Raw genomic sequence first — 19,201 nt, 5'->3', positions numbered from 1 at the left:
TAAATCTTTTCTATTATTTTTGAAATTCTCCATTTACTAATCTCCAGATATTGAGTGGATTAGCATCTTTGAGCTCGTCGGGTAGAAGCCCTTCTGGGAAGTTTTGATAGCTTACAGGACGAGTAAAACGATAAATGGCAGCAGTACCTACCGAGGTGCTTCTCGAATCCGAAGAAGCAGGGAAAGGCCCGCCGTGTGTCATGGCGTGACAAACTTCTACGCCCGTAGGGAAGCCATTGATGAGCAAGCGACCTACTTTTTGTTCTAGTAAATCTACCAAATCTGCGTATTCGAGAAGTTCTTCGGGTGTTCCATGAATCGTAGCGGTAAGGTGACCTTCTAGATTTTGGGCAATTTTCAATAATTCTTCCTTGCTATTGGCTTCAACCAATACACTAGTAGGACCGAATATTTCTTCTGATAAATTGTGATTTTCGGCGATAGCTTGAGCGTCAGTTTTGAATAAAACAGGTTTTACCGCCGTAAAGCCTGTGGCTTCATTCCCTTCTGCTACAATCGATACTTTTTCATCTTCTGAATGCTTAGCTATGCCATTAAGATAAGCCGTCTGAATCCCTTGGGTAAGCATTACGCCCCCCGCCGCATTTTGGAATTGGGTTTCTAGATTTCCTAGAAACTGAGAATAATCTTCGGTTTTATTGGCAATCAACATACCCGGATTGGTACAAAACTGACCTACTCCGAGTGTGACAGAGGCGGCAAATTGTTGAGCAATCGCTTCGCCTTTTTCTTTCATGATTTGAGGTAATACAAAAACGGGATTGGTACTTCCCATTTCGGCATATACTGGAATAGGTTCTGGACGGTTGGCTGCTAGATGAAACAAGGCCATTCCACCTTGGTAAGAACCTGTAAATCCAATGGCTTTAATGTAAGGATGCTGAACAAGCCCTGCACCTATTTCAGTGCCACTTCCATGCAACAATGAAAAAACGCCATCGGGCATTTCAGATTTTTGAGCGGCTTGCTGAATGGCTTGCCCTACCAACTCAGAAGTACCGGGATGGGCTGAGTGAGCTTTGACAATCACAGGGCAGCCCGCTGCTAATGCAGAAGCCGTATCGCCTCCCGCTACTGAAAAAGCCAGGGGGAAATTGCTTGCGCCAAATACCCCTACAGGGCCAAGTGAGCGCTGCATCATACGAATATCAACTCTAGGTAGTGGCTGACGGTCGGGGAGGGCACCTTCGATGCGAGCATTGACCCAAGAGCCTTCTCTTAAAAGTTGGGCAAACAACCGTAATTGCCCTGTAGTACGACCGCGCTCGCCTTGTATGCGACCCGCAGGCAATCCTGTTTCGGCAGTGGCCATTTGGACGAGTTCGTCTCCTATATTTTCGATTTCTTCCGCGATTTTTTCTAAAAACGCTGCTTTTTCGATTCCCGATTTTTTACGATAAATCTGAAAAGCGTCTTGGGCTTTTTGGGCAGCTTGTTCGAGTTCGTTGCGAGTGGCGCGGTAAAATCGCGTCGGAAGCTTTTCTCCTGTCGTTGGATTAAAAGCTTGAAATGTACCTTCACCTTCGGCTGAAAGTGCGAATCCGATGATTTGTTTTCCTTGTAAAGACATTAATTAGTAGGTTTTTGAGCCACTGTATTGATTAGAGTTCCGATACCTTCGATGCTGATGCGTACTTCGTCGCCTATGGCCAATGTAAACTCATTGGGAGGAACCACACCCGTACCTGTCATTAAGAACACACCATTGATGAAAGAGGTTTCTCTGAATAAAAATCCAATCAATTCGTCGTGCTTACGTTTCATACGATTGATAGAAATACTTCCCGAAAATACGGTATTGCCTTCACGTACAATTTCTAATTGAATCATACTATCGGGATGAATCGGCGCGCCCGGAACGTACAAACATGGACCAATAGCCGCTGAAGCATCATAACTTTTGGCTTGGGGGAGGTACAATGGATTTTCGCCTTCGATGTCTCTTGAGCTCATATCATTGCCGCAGGTATAGCCTACAATTTTTCCACTGGAAGTCGCAAACAAGGTAAGTTCAGGCTCTGGGACATTCCATTGGGAATCTCTACGAATCAGTACTTCTGCTCCCGAACCTACTGTGCGAGAAGCCGTAGCTTTGAAAAAAAGCTCGGGGCGGTCGGCATCATAAACTCGTGCATAAAAATCACCCCCTCCAGCGTCTTTTGACTCTTCCATACGAGCTTCGCGGCTTTTGAGATAGGTTACTCCCGATGCCCACACTTCTTGCTGACTGATAGGAGCCAACAAATCGGTTTTGATAATTTCGGCTAGGGAAGCATCGGCTGAAAGCGTGGCGATTTCGGCGCTGATGGCATCATACAAATCATCACGATTAACGTAAACGTCCCAGTTGGTGGAGGAAGAAAGGTATAAAAGCCCTTCAGACTCAATGATAATGCCTTGGCGGGTATGGTACAGTTTCATGAAAGAGGCAAATTTTGGTAGTTAAGAATTGTTTGAATAATCTATATATAAAAGACTTGGAATGCTGATTTTAACTGTATCTCCTGAGTATAAAATAAACCTTTATTCACCAGAGTATATGACTTTACAAAACAACGCTTAAAATTGATATGTTTTTTGTGAAATATTATAGAGTTTTGATGAAATATTATCTTTTTTTGTTTAAAGAAAAGACAATAATAGTATTATATCATAGATAGTATGCAAGCAGTATTTCGGAAAATCAACCCGTCGGCCAACTACTCCTTTGTGGCTAGAGTCGATAAACTACCTTATTTGTATGAAAATTGGCATTTTCATCCCGAAATTGAACTAACCCATATTGTGCAAAGCCGCGGTACGAGGTTTGTAGGTGATAGTATTGAAGAATTTGAGGAAGGGGATTTGATTTTGTTGGGTAGCAATTTACCTCATGTTTGGAAAAACGATGCTGTTTATTTTGCGCCGCAGTCTGGATTACAGGTAGAATCGCACGTAATACAATTTTTGCCAGATTGTTTTGGCAAAGATTTTTTCGAAGTCAAAGAAATGGAAGGTTTAAAACGTCTTTTTGAGAAGGCTAAAAGAGGAATCAGAATTTTGGGAAAAACGCGTGAAAGAATTCTGACATTAATCACTCGACTTCTAGAAAATGCGAGCGGAGTGCAGCGAATCGCTTTGTTTTTACAAATTTTTGAAACTATCGCCGAGTCTGACGAACTTGTTCTTTTGAGTAGCGAAGGTTTTCTGGATTCTTACCACCGATTTGATACCGATGCCATCAATCGCGTATATGAATTTACGTTGTCGCAGTTTAATCGACGTATCTTGATTGATGAAGCAGCTTCTGTCGCCAATATGTCGGTGCCTAATTTTTGCCGTTATTTCAAAAACCGTACTCAGAAGACGTATATTCAATTTCTGACTGAAGTGCGTATAGGATATGCATGTAGGATGTTGATTGAAAACAAAAAGAGTATTCAGCAGATTGCTTATGAATGTGGCTTCCATAATCTTTCCAATTTCAATCGGTCTTTTCGTATGCTCAAAAATCAAAACCCTATGGCCTATAGAGCGGCATTTGCGGGCTAATAAAGCATAAAAGAGGTCTGAAAGGACCTCTTTTATGCTTTATTAGCTTTGTTTTGCTTTATGCCTGTGCAAAAGCAGGATTGAAAATACCTACTTCTTTGGCTTCCAAAAACGACTCGCCCATTAGGAATTCGTCCACTTTGCGAGCAGCTTCGCGGCCTTCCGAAATCGCCCATACCACGAGCGATTGTCCACGGCGGCAGTCACCCGCTGCAAACACTTTATCGAGAGATGTTTTGTAGCTGCTTTCAGTAGCCTTGATGTTTTTGCGGAAATCGGTTTCGAGGCCAAACTGCTCAATCAAGCCTTGCTGAGGATGCAAGAAACCTGCCGCGATCAGTGCTAAGTCGCAAGGAACTACGCGCTCGTTTTCCGTGATAGAAACTTTACGTCCGTCGTCGGTGATGCGTTCTCCTGTAATGTCGGCGATGCGCAAGCCAGTTAGTTTTTGACCATCTCCTACAAATTCTTGCACCGCAATACTCCAAAAACGCTCACACCCTTCTTCGTGAGAAGTAGAAGTGCGCTTGGTCAAAGGCCAAAGTGGCCAAGGCGTAGATTCGTCGCGAACTGTGTAGAAAGGTTGTTTTTTGTCGTCATATTTAGGGGAAGGCATTACCTCTACTTGAGTGACTGTCGTGGCTTTGTGACGGTTGGAAGTACCGACGCAGTCCGAACCAGTATCGCCCCCACCAATGACTACCACATTTTTATCGGTTGCCAAAATTTCACCGTTTTGGTATTTATCACCCCGATGGTCAGCTATACGGTCGATGCCCGCTACGCGTTTATTTTGTTGGCTCAAAAACTCCATAGCAGGGTAAATTCCTTTGCCAAGGTAAGTCAACCAACCTGGGATTTGAATAGAACGAGGCTCGGTAGAACCAATCGTAAGCACAATCGCATCAAACTCTTTGAGAAGTTCGTCGGCCGATATATCTACACCAATATGGGTATTGGTTTTGAATGTAACGCCTTCTTCCTCCATAACTTTGATACGACGGTCTATGACGTATTTGTCCAATTTAAAATCAGGAATACCGTAGCGCAAAAGACCGCCAATTTGGTCGGCACGTTCGAACAACGTAACGGTGTGACCTGCATAATTGAGCTGCGCAGCGGCGGCCATTCCAGCAGGGCCTGAGCCCACTACGGCTACTTTTTTACCTGTTCTTACGTTAGGAATGCGGGGTTGTACCAATCCTTTTTCGTAAGCCGTTTCGATGATTGATTTTTCAATAAATTCAATAGCAACGGGAGGTTTGTTGATACCCAATACGCACGACGCTTCGCAAGGAGCAGGGCAAATTCGGCCCGTAAATTCGGGGAAGTTGTTGGTACTGCTCAAAATTTGGTAGGCATATTCCCAATTGCCTTCATATACGGCATCGTTAAATTCGGGAATGATGTTGCCTAGAGGGCAGCCATTATGGCAAAAAGGAATGCCGCAATCCATACAGCGAGCTGCTTGGTTTTTGGAGCTATCTTCGGTGCCAAGGGGTTCGATTTCTTTATAGTCTAAACGGCGTTCTTCAACGCTACGTTTGGCGGGCAATTCGCGGCCAAATTCTATGAATCCAGTGGGTTTTCCCATTTTAAATAATCAGTGAATGAGTGAGTTACGTTCCGCCGAGGCGGTGATTGAGTGAATGTGTAAAATGCTTATTATCAAGATTGAGCAACTACAAAAATACCTTTATTGCCTTTTTAAAAGGGACCTTACAGGTAGAATACCTGCAAGGTCTATATTAAGGGATGGGTTAATTGTGGGCTACGTCAACTACAATATCTTGATAAACTACATTTTTGTCAGCAATCTGTTGTGAAAGACTGATACCACGCCCGGCCAAAGCCTTTTTGAAATCGGTAGGCATTACTTTCACAAACTGACCTAAATAATTACCCCAATCTTGGGTCATCATAAAGGCAACGTTACTTGTGGTATATTGGAAATGCTTCTCAATGAAACCTTTGATAATGTTCTCGTCTTCTTCTGAGAGAGGCTCGGTAGTTACCATTTCGGTATTGACTTTAGAAGCAAAGTCTCCATTTTTATCCCATACATAGGCCACTCCTCCCGACATACCTGCGGCGAAGTTACGCCCTACTTCACCCAAAATGATGGCTAAACCTCCTGTCATGTACTCAAGACCGTGGTCACCTACTCCTTCTACTACTACTTTGGCTCCTGAGTTACGAACGCAGAAACGCTCACCTGCCGTACCACGAATATAAGCTTCGCCTGAGGTAGCCCCATAAAACGCCACGTTTCCGATGATGATGTTTTCTTCGGGTTTGAAAGTAGCTTCGCGGTCAGGGTATACTACCAATTCTGCTCCGCAAAGACCTTTGCCAAAATAATCGTTGGCATCGCCTTCAAGTTCTAAACGAATTCCGTTTGTATTGAAAGCACCGAAGCTTTGACCTGCCGTACCTCTAAACTTGAAGTGAATCGTCCCTTTGGGCAAGCCGACTCCTCCGTATGTTTTGGAGATTTCGTTTGAAAGCATATTACCCACTGAGCGGTTGAGGTTGTTGATAGGATATTCTCCATATACCTCTTCTTGATTTTGAAGCGCAGGCTGAGCAGCTTCAATCAATTGCCAGTCAATTACGCTATCTATACCGTGGTCTTGTTCTTCTTGTTTGAATTGGGCTACATCAAGGCTTACAGGTTCTTTATAAAGCATTGCATTGAAATCCAACGCTTTATATTTCCAATGTTTGATGTCGTTACGCATTTCTAAGAACTGCACTTGGCCTACCATTTCGTTGATGGTACGGAAGCCAAGTTGTGCCATGATTTCGCGTAGTTCTTGGGCCATGTATGTAAACATATTTACCACATACTCAGGCTTTCCGGTAAAGAGCGCACGCAATTCTTTGCGTTGAGTAGCGACACCTACGGGGCAAGTATTGAGGTGGCATTTGCGCATCATGATACAGCCGGCTGTCACCAAAGCAGCGGTAGCTACGCCAAATTCTTCGGCTCCTAGCAAAGCAGCAATTGCTAAGTCGCGGCCAGTACGCATTTGTCCGTCGGCCTGAATTGTCACACGGCCACGGAGTTTGTTTTTCACCAAAGTTTGGTGGGTTTCGGCCAAGCCAAGTTCCCAAGGAAGACCTGCATGGCGAATCGAACTAAGTGGTGAAGCGCCCGTTCCACCGTCATGTCCTGAGATGAGGATATGGTCAGAGTGGGCTTTGGCTACTCCAGTGGCTACGGTACCTACGCCTGCTTCTGATACAAGTTTGACACTGATACGAGCAGCACGGTTGGCATTTTTGAGGTCATAGATGAGCTGTGCCAAATCCTCAATCGAATAAATATCGTGGTGAGGAGGAGGCGAAATCAAACCTACGCCAGGCGTAGAATGACGAGTACGGCCAATCCAGTCATCTACTTTATGACCCGGAAGCTGTCCACCTTCACCTGGCTTGGCTCCTTGGGCCATTTTAATTTGTAATTCTTGCGCATTTGAAAGATAATGACTCGTTACCCCAAAACGGCCAGAAGCTACTTGCTTAATCGCCGATGACATAAAGTCACCATTTGGTAGGGGGGTATAGCGAAGCTCGTCTTCTCCACCTTCACCAGAGTTTGACTTACCGCCGATGCGGTTCATGGCGATGGCGAGTGTAGTGTGGGCTTCCCAGGAAATAGACCCAAAAGACATTGCACCCGTAGCAAAGCGTTTGAAAATGCTTTCGACCGATTCTACTTCTTCTAAAGGGATGGGTGTTCCTTTTTTGAATTTCATCAAGCCGCGAAGCGTGAGTGCTTTTTGGGTTTGGTCATCAATGAGTTTCGAAAACTTCTTGAAAATTTGATAGCCTTCTTCTCCACCTTTGCGGGTCGATTGTTGGAGTAAGTGAATGGTTTGAGGATTGAAAATGTGAGCTTCACCACGTTGTTTCCATTGATAGAATCCACCCACTCCAAGGCGCGGGCTAATCATTGGCACCTCAGGGTAAGCCACTTTGTGACGAATCAATACCTCACGAGCGATTTCGTCGATACCCATTCCACCAATCCGTGAGATAGTACCCGTAAAATATTTATCAATGACATCTTTATTGAGACCTAAGCACTCAAAAATTTGTGCGCCTTGATAAGATTGCAAGGTAGAAATACCCATCTTCGAGAAGATTTTGAGCAATTCTTTGTCGATGGCCTTGATGTAATGATAATACAGTTTTTCGTTTTTAAACTCTCCATTGATCATGCCATGCTTGTTCATATAAGCAAGGGTTTGGAAAGCCATGTAAGGACATACACCTGCTGCACCATAGCCAATCAAAGTAGCTACGTGGTGTGTCTCAAATACATCTCCTGCTTCTACCAAGATACCTACTTTGCCACGTAAGCCTTGGCGAATCAAGTGGTGATGAACTGCCGCCATAGCCAATAACGACGGAATAGGTGCGTGGTCGGAATCAATAGCACGATCAGAGAGAATGATGATTTCAAAACCGTCTTCAATCGCATCTTCCGCATAGCGACAAATACGCTCCAAAGCTCTTTCCAATCCTTTTCCACCTTGGTCGGCGCGGAAATAAGTATTGATGGTTTTGGCTTGAAAATGCGCTTTATCTACCCAACGAAGCTTATCAAACTCTTCAATAGTCAATACAGGTTGCTCTAATTCGATTTGCCGACAATGCTGAGGCGATTCAGTTAGTAAGTTTTCGGTAGCGCCTACAAACGAGATAAGCGACATAATCGAACGCTCACGAATAGAGTCTATCGGAGGGTTGGTGACTTGGGCAAAGAGTTGCTTAAAGTAATTTGATAAGTGTTGGCTTTGCTCTGAAAGCACTGCCAACGGTACATCTGTACCCATCGACCCAATGGCTTCCATACCGGTCTCTGCCATTGGCCCGAGCACCATCCGAAGATCTTCTGAACTAAATCCAAAAGCAATTTGACGTTTTAGGAGAAGTTTGTCATCGTAGGGCGCAAAGGGGCGTTGAGAGGGTTCGAGATCAGAAATTTTGATTTTGTTTTCGTCCAACCATTGTTGATAAGGTTGACGTGAACAAATATCAGCTTTGAGTTCTTCATCAGGGATGATACGGCCTTGCTCCATATCCACCACAAACATTTTGCCCGATTGAAGACGCCCTTTTGACACTACTTTGGCTGGGTCAACGTCCAATACCCCTGCTTCGGAAGCCATGATGACGGTGTCGTCGTCGAGTACCCAATAGCGCGAAGGACGAAGTCCATTACGATCTAGGGTAGCACCGATGATTTTTCCATCGGTAAATGAAATCGACGCGGGACCATCCCAAGGTTCTTGAATAGCGGCATGGTACTCATAAAATGCTTTACGCTGAGGGTCCATGTCGTTGTTGCCATCCCAAGCTTCAGGCACGACCATCATCATCACGTGAGGTAGTGAGCGGCCTGAGAGATAAAGTAGTTCAATGGCGTTGTCTAAGTTGGCCGTATCGGAGTTGGTGATGTCGCAAATAGGAAGCAACATATCCATTTCTTCTTTGGTAAACTTGTCAGACCAAAATGATTTTTCTCCAGCTCTAATCCAGTTTACGTTGCCTCTTACGGTGTTGATTTCGCCATTGTGGGCTACATAACGGAAAGGTTGCGCCAATTTCCAAGAAGGGAAGGTATTGGTCGAGAAGCGTGAGTGAATAATTGCAAACGCCGACACTACCGACTCATGGTGCAAATCGGGGAAATAATATTTTAATTGTCCTGTCGTCAATTGTCCTTTGTAGGAAATTGTACGGGACGACAAAGAGGAAAAGTAAAAGTGAGATTTGGAGCCAATGACCGAATCGTAGATAATGCGAGTCACGTATTGACGAAGTACAAATAACTTACGCTCAAAGCCGAGTTCATCCGTAATTGAGTCAGGGCGTTTGATGAAGAGTTGTTCTACTTCGGGCTCTACCGAAAGAGATCCTTCGCCTAGAATGTCGTTGAGGGTAGGTACTGTGCGATATCCTAGCAAACCTAGACCCAGTTTTTTGATTTTACGATTCAAAATGTCACGGCATTCGGCACGGAGTTTGGCGTCTTTGGGAAAGAAAATCATCCCTACACCGTACTCACCAGCGGCAGGAAGCGAGAAGCCTAGCTTCGTACACTCTTCCACAAAAAACTCGTGGGGAATTTGGATTAAGATTCCCGCGCCATCACCAGTATTAGGGTCAGAGCCACAGGCACCACGGTGGTCCATGCGTTCGAGCATCGTGATGGCATCGGCGACCATTTGGTGAGATTTACGACCCTTCATGTTGGCTCGGAAACCGATACCGCATGCGTCGTGTTCAAACTCGGGGCGATAAAGCCCCTGTTGGGCAGGTTCTAGCATGGTTTTAAATGTATATTGGGGGGGTTGGTTAATAGCTCGGTAACAACACGCTCATCAGTAGCTTTACCTAATCATAAACTCACGCAAGTTAAACAAAAATTTATTTGGTATAACAACGTTTTTGCCAAATAATGTAGCTTTATTTTTGTTCTATTGAGAATATTTTAAATTATCTTGGAATTTTACAATTTATTAATCCACAAGAAGATTGCTTTAGAATTTTTCAAAAAAACATTGATTATTTAGGGTATTTGCTAACAAAACTGCAAAATTTTTGCAAAAAAAGCAAGTCTTGATTTTGATTTATAAGTCTATTAATTGAATGTGTTAAATACTTTAACATTGCTTTCTCTGAAGATACTTGAAAGAAGAGATTGAGTAGGGGTAAGTATTTATACTTTGTATATGTTTGACACATAATGGTATATAAATGATTGATTATCAAATCTATTTTGAAGAAACATACTTAAGGAAAAAGGGGTGAATATTGCTCAGTTTTTAGGAGAGAAAGGCTGTCGTTAAGTAAAAACAGTGATACAATATTCCTATAAAATCTTCCAATGACCTTTAAAAGAAAATATAATTTTGTGCCACACTGAGGTCAGAACACCACAAATAAATAAAAAACCAAGATGAAAACTGGAACTTAGCGTTGGACTTTTAAACGATACTGAAGAGGCGAATCGCCTGTGTGTCGTTTGAAAACTTGGTGAAAATGGGATAGATTCTGAAAACCACATTCCAAACCTATCTGCGCCACGCTCATTTCTGAGCTAGTGAGTAATTGGCGGGCATGGCTTGTTCGCAAGCCTTGCAAAAAATCAACGTAGGTTTTTTGAGTTCGCTTTTTAAAATATCGACAGAAGGCCGGAACAGTCAAATGGGCGGTTTCGGCAATGACTTCCAACTTGATATCTTCTTGAAAATGGGCTAATGTAAATTCTAGAATACGCTTCATCCGCTCTGTATCGGCTTCATCAGGGGTGATTTGGTAACCTTGACTTGCTAGCAATTGGCCGCTGCTATCATGGCTGAGCATTAGTAAAATGTGCATAAAAGCTACAAAACGCTCACCATCTGGAAGAGTAGGAAGGCGAAGAAGGTCATCTCTGACCATAGTAGCGACCTGACTGCTAAATTTGATACCTCTTGCTGCTTCATTCAAGAGCCGCCTAATACCGCTAAATTCGGGTACTTTTTCAAAAAAATCGTCTACCAAACTTTGAGGAAACTGCACCACGATGGCTTCGGCCGATTTTTGGAAAGGAAACTGATAGTAGTCATCACTATTGCGCCAAAAATGGGGGAGATTACTCGCCAATAATACCAAATCATTTTCAAAAAAAGGCTCGATGCTATCGCCCACAAACCGCTGTCCGCTGCTGTCAATAATATAGGTAAGTTCCCACTCAGGATGATAATGCCAAGGCGCGTCGAAATTGGGACGTTTGAAATGGCGTGCTAAATAAGAAAAACGTCCTTCGAGAGCGAGCTTTTCGAGCTGCGGTTTCATAAAATGAAGAATTTTTGCTTGATAGATTTATCTCTTGTAATAATTAAGCTAAAATACCACATTTTTTAATCAATAATGAGAATTTTTGGATTTGGTAAATAAGCTTATTTTGTATCAACATTCAAGCAAAAAATCAACTAATCATGCCAGCAACAATTGATACAACTATTTTGAAAGAGGAACTCAATACTCCTTATGTAGTTTCGCCCGAAGCCATTGCTTTTTATCAAGAATACGGATATGTAAAACTCAAAAACGTACTTAGTGCGGAGGTGTTGGCTTACTATGGAGATGTAATTACGGATTTGGTGTTTAAGCTCAACAAACTCACCAAACCTATGGAAGAACGCACAACTTATGAGCGGGCGTTTTTGCAAATCATGAATCTCTGGCGAGAAGACGAAACCGCCAAAGAGTTTGTATTTTCTAAACGTTTGGCGCAAATCGCCGCCGACCTCATGGGCGCAGAGGGGGTACGACTTTATCACGACCAAGCGCTTTACAAAGAACCGAGTGGAGGTATTACTCCATGGCATGCCGATCAGTTTTATTGGCCTTTGGCATCTCCCAAAACCGTCACCATTTGGATTCCATTGCAAGCGACACCAATGGATATGGGGCCTTTGGCTTTTGCCGAAAAAAGCCAAGCCGTAGAGATTGGCCGTGACTTGGAAATTAGTGACGAAAGTGAAGCTTTGATGTCTCAATCATTGACACAGTTTAATCTGAACGAAACACCTTTTGAGTTGGGTGAGGTAAGTTACCATGCAGGGTGGTTGTTTCACCGGGCAGGTGCCAATCTCTCTACTAAACCCCGCAAAGTGATGACGATGATTTATATGGATAAAGACCAGCGCATTACTCAGCCTAAAAACAGCTTTCAACAGGCTGATTGGGAAACATGGCTGGCTTCCTCGCCGGTTGGAAGTGTGCCTGATAGCCCATTAAATCCAATATTGTATAGTCGTTAAACCTCATTTAGAGGTGGCAAGTTTTTTAAAACTTGCCACCTCTTGTAAAAACCAATCTTATGGCTTTTGCTACCAAATTGACCCTCTATTGGCATGATTTACTGGATTTGTTTTATCCAAACCCATGTGCATCCTGTCAAAGTCAATTGGTAGGAAATGAGGGTGTTATCTGTACAAAATGCCGAGCCAACTTGCCCCGCACCAACTCTCATCTCACTTCGATTAAGACGCTAGAAAATAAATTTGTGGGCAAAGTACCCGTGAGGGCTGTGTATTCTTTTTTGAAGTTTGAAAAAGCTGGGCGCGTCCAACGTCTCCTTCATCAGCTCAAATACCGCAATCGGTCAGAAGTGGGGCTTACTTTGGGGCAATTGTACGGGCAGGAACTGTTTGAATCGGGCGTGAGTCAGGGTTTGGATTTGTTGGTGCCAGTACCTTTGCATGAGCGAAAGAAAAAGCAAAGAGGGTACAACCAGAGCGATTTATTGGCCGAAGGACTATCGTCTACTTCCAAAATAGCGTGGTCAGCAGAAGTACTTTTAAGAGGGAAGTTTACCGAAACCCAAACCCATAAAACCCGACTCCAACGTTTTGAGAATGTATCAGGTATTTTTGAAGTGATAAAGCCTGATTTAGTGCAGAATAAATCCATCGCTCTCATTGATGATGTATTGACGACGGGTTCTACACTGGAATCTGCAGCTGCGACGGTATTGGATGCTGGTGCCAAAGAAGTTATAATCATTACTATTGCGGCGGCCTATTGATGAAATATACTTATTTGAAGATTTTATATGGTTTGTCTTGCAAAATTAGTTGCTACTTGTCAAATAAAAATGGCATTTTGAATAGTAAAACTTAGATTATTGTCGTTTGAACCGAAGAAATTCGTTGTTTTGCGGTATATTTCAGGTTCTAAATTCTTTTTCAGTTATTTCACTATTCACAAAAAATGCAATTTTTAAAAAAATCACTACTATTCTGGGCCATCTGTGGGTCAGCAATGGCTCAAACGAAATTTGAAAACTATACGCAAGCTATTTCGGGAAGTGACATAAAATACGACATGGTCGCTATCAAAGGAGGGGAGTTTATGATGGGAAGCCCTGAGAAAGAAAAAGGGCGTAAAGATGACGAAGGGCCACAGCACAAAGTGAAAATTGAGCCGTTTTGGATGGGAAAATACGAAATCACGTGGGATTTTTACGATTTGTTTACCACCAAAAATATTGAAATCGAAATGGCCAAGCGTTTTCCAGATCCTGAAAATAGCCTTGCCAAAACCGACGGAAGTACACGCCCAAGCGCGGCTTATGTCGATATGTCGTTTGGGATGGGCCGCTCGGGTTATCCTGCTATCAATATGACACAATACGCCGCTATTTATTTCTGCAAATGGCTTTATGAAAAAACGGGCGTTTTTTATCGCCTTCCTACCGAAGCTGAGTGGGAATATGCCTGCCGTGCAGGTACTACCACTGCTTATTCGTTTGGAGATGATCCAAAGCAACTCGGTGAGTATGCTTGGTATAAAAGCAATAGTGGAGGAGGTTATAAAAAAATAGGTACCAAAAAACCTAATCCTTGGGGACTCTATGATATGCACGGAAACGTCATGGAATGGACAATAGACCAATATTACAAGGATTATTACACCAAAAAAGCCAAAGGAGAAGTAAATGAAGCTTATCCCAAAGTGAAAGAACTGTATCCCAACTCGGTTAGGGGAGGTTCATGGGATGATGATGCTACCGTAGCCCGTAGTGCAGCACGTGTACCTTCAGCAGCTGAGTGGAAAATCATTGATCCCCAAAGCCCCAAGAGCGAATGGTGGATGACGAGTGCTTCTTTTGTGGGATTCAGGATTGTGCGCCCCGCTACACCTCCTTCTAAAGAAGAAATCGCGGCTTACTACAATCCACCACTTATCGAAGATTATTAATCGGAGGGGGCGTTAAAGAGTTGATTGTCAATTTTTTTTGTATTAAATTGAAGTAGTCAGATGATTAGACTCTAGGGCTTTTTGCCTTTGTGATAATAGACTTTCCAAGTGTAGATTTATAAACTTGGAAAGTCTCTAACGATTTCTACATTTTCAACATATTCATTAATCCACAGTATAAATCCATAAACCTTTTTTGTAAACATGGAAACCAATCGCCGAGAGTTCCTCAAAACTTCAAGCCTTCTCACGGGAGGAGCTTTGTTGAGTAGTCTTCCTTTTTCTTCTTACGGGTATCACAATTCCGTCAATGACACTATCAAAATAGCTCTTGTGGGTTGTGGTGGTCGTGGAACAGGCGCTGCTGCTCAGGCTTTGAGTACTACCCAAAATGTGAAATTGGTAGCAATGGCAGATGCCTTTGCTGATCGTGTAGAAGGTGCTTACAATGCCCTTACCAAACGTAAATACAAAGACGGCGCAGGTGCCGAAATCGATATCAACTCAAAAGTAGATGTCCCTAAAGATCGTATGTTTGTGGGTTTTGATGCTTACAAACAAGCGATTGCTCTAGCTGATGTAGTGATTTTGGCAACGCCTCCAGGCTTCCGTCCCGGGCACTTTGAAGAGGCTGTTCGTCAAAATAAACACATCTTCATGGAAAAACCCGTAGCTACTGATGCGCCGGGTATTCGCCAAGTATTGGCGGCGGCAGAAGAAGCAAAACGCAAAAAACTTAACGTAGTGGTAGGGCTTCAGCGCCACTATCAGCGCAACTACCGCGAAGCTATGAACCGTATTCATGACGGTAAAATCGGCGATATCGTGGGTGGTAGCGTATACTGGGTTTCTGGCGGCGTGTGGAACAACCCCCGCAAACCAGGCCAAACCGAAATGGAATACCAAATGCGTAACTGGTACTATTTCAACTGGCTTTGCGGAGATCATATCACTGAGCAACACGTTCACAATATCGACGTAGCCAACTGGGCGAAGCAAGGATACCCCGTATCAGCTCAAGGAACAGGTGGCCGCCAAGTACGTAATGGCAAAGAATTTGGTGAGATTTTTGACCACCATATCGTTGACTTTACCTATGCTGACGGTACCCTTATCAATAGCCAATGCCGCCACTACGAAGGTACTTACAGCAAAGTAGATGAGCAGTTTTTGGGAACCAAAGGCCGTATCGATAGTTTCAACGGAAACAATACTGTCCTTAAAGCTTATAAAGGCGGAAAAGTATTGTATGCCCACGAAGGCAAAGGCGATCGTAACCCTTATCAAGTAGAACACGATGAGCTTTTTGAAGCAATCGCCAAAGGGGAATATAAATTTGCCGATGCCGAAAATGGCGCCAAAAGTACTCTGACCTCCATTATGGGACGTATGGCTACTTACTCGGGCAAAGTCGTGAAATGGGACGAAGCACTTAATTCTAATATTAGCTTATTCCCCGAAAAATTAGCTTGGGATGCTCTTCCTAAGCTTCTTCCAGGCTCGGATGGATACTATCCCGTAGCCGTACCTGGTAAGACCATTGTGGTTTAATCCTTTATAATATTCAGTATAATCAATCAGAGCTGGTGATACCCAATCATCAGCTCTGATTTTGTTTGGTAGCACTTTATCTTCAACAAACTATGCGAAAAATTATACTTTTCTTGCTTACTGTTAGTGGATTGTCCGAAACAAAAGCCCAAGCTCGAACCGATGCTTTTTTGTCACAGCTCTTTGCTCACAACCCTCATCCTGTTTTTCAGGAAGTAATCCGGCAGCCCGAAACCTACCGCCTCCAAATTATTTATACCCAAATCGACCGTGATAAAAACAATGTGCCTTCCTTCAAAAACTACTATTTCAATGTCGATAGCACTTTGTATTTCAATCCTGCCTCTACGGTCAAGCTGCCCTTGGCGTTGTTGTCTTTGGAAAAACTCAATCAATTGCGACTCCCGCAGATAAACAAATTTACCTCCATGCAATTTGACAGTGCTTTTGGTGGGCAAACCAAACTTTGGAAAGATGCTACCTCGCCTAACGGCCTACCGTCGATTGCGCATTTTATCAAAAAGGCGTTGCTAGTAAGCGACAACGATGCCTATAATCGGATGTATGAGTTTGTGGGTCAACAAACCACCAATCGCGCGCTTCATGCCAAAGGATATCTTGACACCCGCATTACGCACCGTTTTGTAAGAATGACTCCCGACGAAAATCGTCATACCAATCCTGTACGATTTTTGAGAGGAGATAGCTCGGTGATTTATGCCCAACCTGCCGCTTACAATAACGATGCTTTTGATTTTAGACGTATCGCCAAAGTAGGGCAGGGGCATTGGGATGCCAAAGATAGCCTCATCAATGCGCCTATTGATTTTACGACTCGCAACAAACTTCCCCTGGAAGCTTTTCAACAAATCCTAAAGTCGGTGATGTTTCCGGAGTCGATGAAAGCCAAACAACGTTTTGATTTGACCGAAGATGACTATCTTTTTTTGTATCAATACCTTTCTCAATTTCCGGGTGAGACCAATTATCCCAAATACGACGGAAAGGAATATTATGATAGTTATGTCAAATTCTTTTTTCGAGATAGCCTACAGCGGCAACTGCCCGATGGCGTAAGGGTTTTCAATAAAGTGGGCTGGTCGTATGGTTTTTTGACGGATGCCTCTTATGTAGCAGATTTTAAAAACAAAATAGAATACATGTTAGCTGCCACTATTTATGTCAATAGCGATGGTATTCTGAACGACAATAAATACGAATACCAAACCGTAGGACATCCCTTTTTGTACCAATTGGGAAAAGTAATTTATGAGCATGAATTAAAACGGACGCGTAAATTCAAGCCTGATTTAAGTCGATTTCAAATATCCTACGAAAAACGCGTATCAGACGATAGACCGCTTGTAAAAGATATAGATAATTGAGGGGGGAATTATCAATTGTTCTTTGTGATTTAGATACTAAAGCACTATCATTGCAAAGTGAAAATTAAATAAAATTCCTGCAAAAATAAATCTTTAAACATATTGTAACATGAGCGATTTTAGCAATCAATTTCATCTTAAATCTGATAATATAGAAGACGCAAAAATATTATTAAAAAATGCTAACTTGAAGGGTTATCTTATTCCGCCTGTGAATGGGTGGATTACAATATTGGTGGCAGAAAGAGAGATATTGACGCAGTTTAATAAAGGTTTGCTTTTAGAATTTATCCGAACAAATGATGCCCTATTTTGGGGATTTGATTTGTATAGGGATGCAAATTTAATATCACATTATGACATACAAGACTATTTTGAAGGATTTAAAATTAGCAACGAAAGGCTTAATTTTGAGGAGTTTAGTGTTGAGTTGCAATTAGATGACGATAAAAAAGAAGTTTTAAAAGAACTTTTTGAGGTCGATAATCCAGATGAGGCTGATGGAGGGGACTACATATTTGCCGAAATTATAGGTTTAGAAAACATTGAGTGGCTTTCCTTTGAGTACGCCGACTCAGACCTTGAATCAACTTTAGAAAACTATCCAGAGATTTTTTATTATGAACCTTGAAAAGGTAGATTTTCTGTAAGGTAGTAAATTTACCTAATTGTTGATTTTTAGTCATAACGGTATTAACTAGATAAATATATGGGATTGTTTGAATTTTTAAAAAGTAAAAAAACCGAAAAAGAAGACACACCAAATAATGAATTGGTAGCCAATGAGCCTCAAATTCAGTTTGTTAGTTTGCTTTTTGAAACTAAACCAATCCTTGATAAAGGTCGTATTTTAGAAGAATTAAAACTACTATTTGAAAATGTAGATACTACCAATGAAGATGATTCGCTGGTGTTCTTTTTTCCAGATTATACGCTCCAGCTCACGGATGCGACTGTTCCGGCGCAAGGGGTGATTATTGAGGTTAACAAAGATTTGGAAATTAGTCGCTTTCATTCAGCGTTTATGCAGTCGTGGCATTGGTCAGAGGCGGAAGAAGTAGTAGGAAAATGCAAATTTGAAATTAATTTGACCGATTTGATGTCGAGGACACTTCCTCATCAAGCAAGATTGGAGTATTTCCAAAAATTTATCAGGGCAGTAGTAAAAGCCACTACTCCTGCCGCAATTTATTTTAAGGGCAGTGATAAATTACTAGCAGCCAATGATTATTTAAGTGCACTTTCGGATACGCATCCTGCTATTTTAGAGGGAGTTTTGAATATTAGGATGTTTAATATAAGTGGCTCTAAAAACGAAATTTTAATGGATTCGATTGGTTTGCATATCTACGGGCTTCCTGATTTTGAATGTATTTTTTCGGGTTATGATCCTGGCGAAATCGCGGAAGTTTTAATGCAAATTGCTTATTATATTTTTGACACAGGCGATACCATCCGAAGCAATACTACAGTGCAAGGAGTAGGTAAGAACCCCGTTTGGAAAACACAATACACCCAAACTACTGTAGAACCGGCGCGTTTGGGAGTGAGAATTTTACCCAATTGAGGGGAATCCTTGTTTAGAAACGTATGATAATTGATAAAAGTTAGATTGCTAAATTTGAATGAATAGAAGCTAAAGACAGCACATAAGGTTGTTTTTGTAAAACTGCAATCTTTGGACGAAGAGCGCATTCACAGTACTCCTTTTATCAACTTAGGTTTATGTCAATTGAGGCTTCAATAATTATTGCCCTACCAACTTTTTGCTGCTATACTTTCTACTAGTGAATAAATTAATGGTTTGATATAGAGATAGTTTGGCTTGAAAGTGGTTTGGTATGTACTGATTTAAACAAAAACCAACCGCTTGCTCAATATTCAATTAAGTGTTAGTATTTATTTGCTACATTTGATTGGTTACCTGCGCTTGTATAGGGGATGTT

The 19,201-nt window shown here is 42.4% G+C and carries 13 protein-coding genes; 8 read left to right on the top strand and 5 right to left on the bottom strand.

Annotated elements, in window-relative coordinates:
* Positions 1 to 13: 13 nt before the first annotated feature.
* Positions 14 to 1,591 (bottom strand): aldehyde dehydrogenase (NADP(+)), encoded by a 1,578-nt coding sequence (locus P1X15_RS07805; RefSeq protein ID WP_277337588.1) that lies wholly within the window; start codon positions 1,589 to 1,591, stop codon positions 14 to 16.
* Positions 1,591 to 2,442, bottom strand: coding sequence for a fumarylacetoacetate hydrolase family protein (locus tag P1X15_RS07800; RefSeq protein WP_277337587.1), 852 nt, complete (start codon positions 2,440 to 2,442; stop codon positions 1,591 to 1,593). The genes P1X15_RS07805 and P1X15_RS07800 overlap by 1 nt, the downstream gene beginning before the upstream one ends.
* Before the next feature lie 240 nt (positions 2,443 to 2,682).
* On the opposite strand from P1X15_RS07800, the gene P1X15_RS07795 reads away from it, so the two are divergent.
* On the top strand, positions 2,683 to 3,552 hold the full coding sequence (locus tag P1X15_RS07795; protein WP_277337586.1) for an AraC family transcriptional regulator: 870 nt from the start codon (positions 2,683 to 2,685) through the stop codon (positions 3,550 to 3,552).
* A gap of 58 nt (positions 3,553 to 3,610) precedes the next feature.
* On the opposite strand, the gene P1X15_RS07790 is transcribed toward P1X15_RS07795, so the two are convergent.
* The 3 genes from P1X15_RS07790 to P1X15_RS07780 all read right to left on the bottom strand — a co-directional run bounded on the left by P1X15_RS07790 (position 3,611) and on the right by P1X15_RS07780 (position 11,406).
* A complete protein-coding gene (locus tag P1X15_RS07790; RefSeq protein ID WP_277337585.1) occupies positions 3,611 to 5,146 on the bottom strand; it encodes a glutamate synthase subunit beta in 1,536 nt (511 codons plus the stop codon).
* A gap of 166 nt (positions 5,147 to 5,312) precedes the next feature.
* Complete coding sequence (gltB, locus tag P1X15_RS07785; RefSeq protein WP_277337584.1) at positions 5,313 to 9,893, bottom strand: glutamate synthase large subunit; 4,581 nt, start codon at positions 9,891 to 9,893, stop codon at positions 5,313 to 5,315.
* A 646-nt stretch (positions 9,894 to 10,539) separates the two neighbouring features.
* Positions 10,540 to 11,406 (bottom strand): AraC family transcriptional regulator, encoded by an 867-nt coding sequence (locus P1X15_RS07780; protein ID WP_277337583.1) that lies wholly within the window; start codon positions 11,404 to 11,406, stop codon positions 10,540 to 10,542.
* A 143-nt stretch (positions 11,407 to 11,549) separates the two neighbouring features.
* Between P1X15_RS07780 and P1X15_RS07775 the strand changes: the two genes are divergently transcribed.
* The 7 genes from P1X15_RS07775 (at position 11,550) to P1X15_RS07745 (ending at position 18,822) form a co-directional block, all read left to right on the top strand.
* The gene (locus tag P1X15_RS07775; protein WP_277337582.1) at positions 11,550 to 12,377 is read left to right on the top strand and encodes a phytanoyl-CoA dioxygenase family protein; all 828 of its coding nucleotides are present in this window, start codon (positions 11,550 to 11,552) and stop codon (positions 12,375 to 12,377) included.
* A 32-nt stretch (positions 12,378 to 12,409) separates the two neighbouring features.
* Positions 12,410 to 13,144 (top strand): ComF family protein, encoded by a 735-nt coding sequence (locus P1X15_RS07770; RefSeq protein ID WP_277337581.1) that lies wholly within the window; start codon positions 12,410 to 12,412, stop codon positions 13,142 to 13,144.
* Between the two features lie 236 nt (positions 13,145 to 13,380).
* Entirely contained in the window at positions 13,381 to 14,319 is a 939-nt protein-coding gene (locus tag P1X15_RS07765) for a formylglycine-generating enzyme family protein (protein WP_277337580.1), read from the top strand.
* A gap of 204 nt (positions 14,320 to 14,523) precedes the next feature.
* Positions 14,524 to 15,870, top strand: coding sequence for a Gfo/Idh/MocA family protein (locus P1X15_RS07760; protein ID WP_028666593.1), 1,347 nt, complete (start codon positions 14,524 to 14,526; stop codon positions 15,868 to 15,870).
* Between the two features lie 92 nt (positions 15,871 to 15,962).
* A complete protein-coding gene (locus tag P1X15_RS07755) occupies positions 15,963 to 17,255 on the top strand; it encodes a serine hydrolase (protein ID WP_277337579.1) in 1,293 nt (430 codons plus the stop codon).
* A gap of 109 nt (positions 17,256 to 17,364) precedes the next feature.
* Entirely contained in the window at positions 17,365 to 17,886 is a 522-nt protein-coding gene (locus P1X15_RS07750; RefSeq protein ID WP_277337578.1) for a hypothetical protein, read from the top strand.
* A 78-nt stretch (positions 17,887 to 17,964) separates the two neighbouring features.
* Complete coding sequence (locus P1X15_RS07745; protein WP_277337577.1) at positions 17,965 to 18,822, top strand: DUF4261 domain-containing protein; 858 nt, start codon at positions 17,965 to 17,967, stop codon at positions 18,820 to 18,822.
* Positions 18,823 to 19,201: the final 379 nt, after the last annotated feature.

It is taken from the genome of Runella sp. MFBS21 (genome assembly GCF_029433105.1).
Classification (GTDB): domain Bacteria; phylum Bacteroidota; class Bacteroidia; order Cytophagales; family Spirosomataceae; genus Runella.
This window is presented reverse-complemented; position numbering and strand designations above follow the sequence as displayed.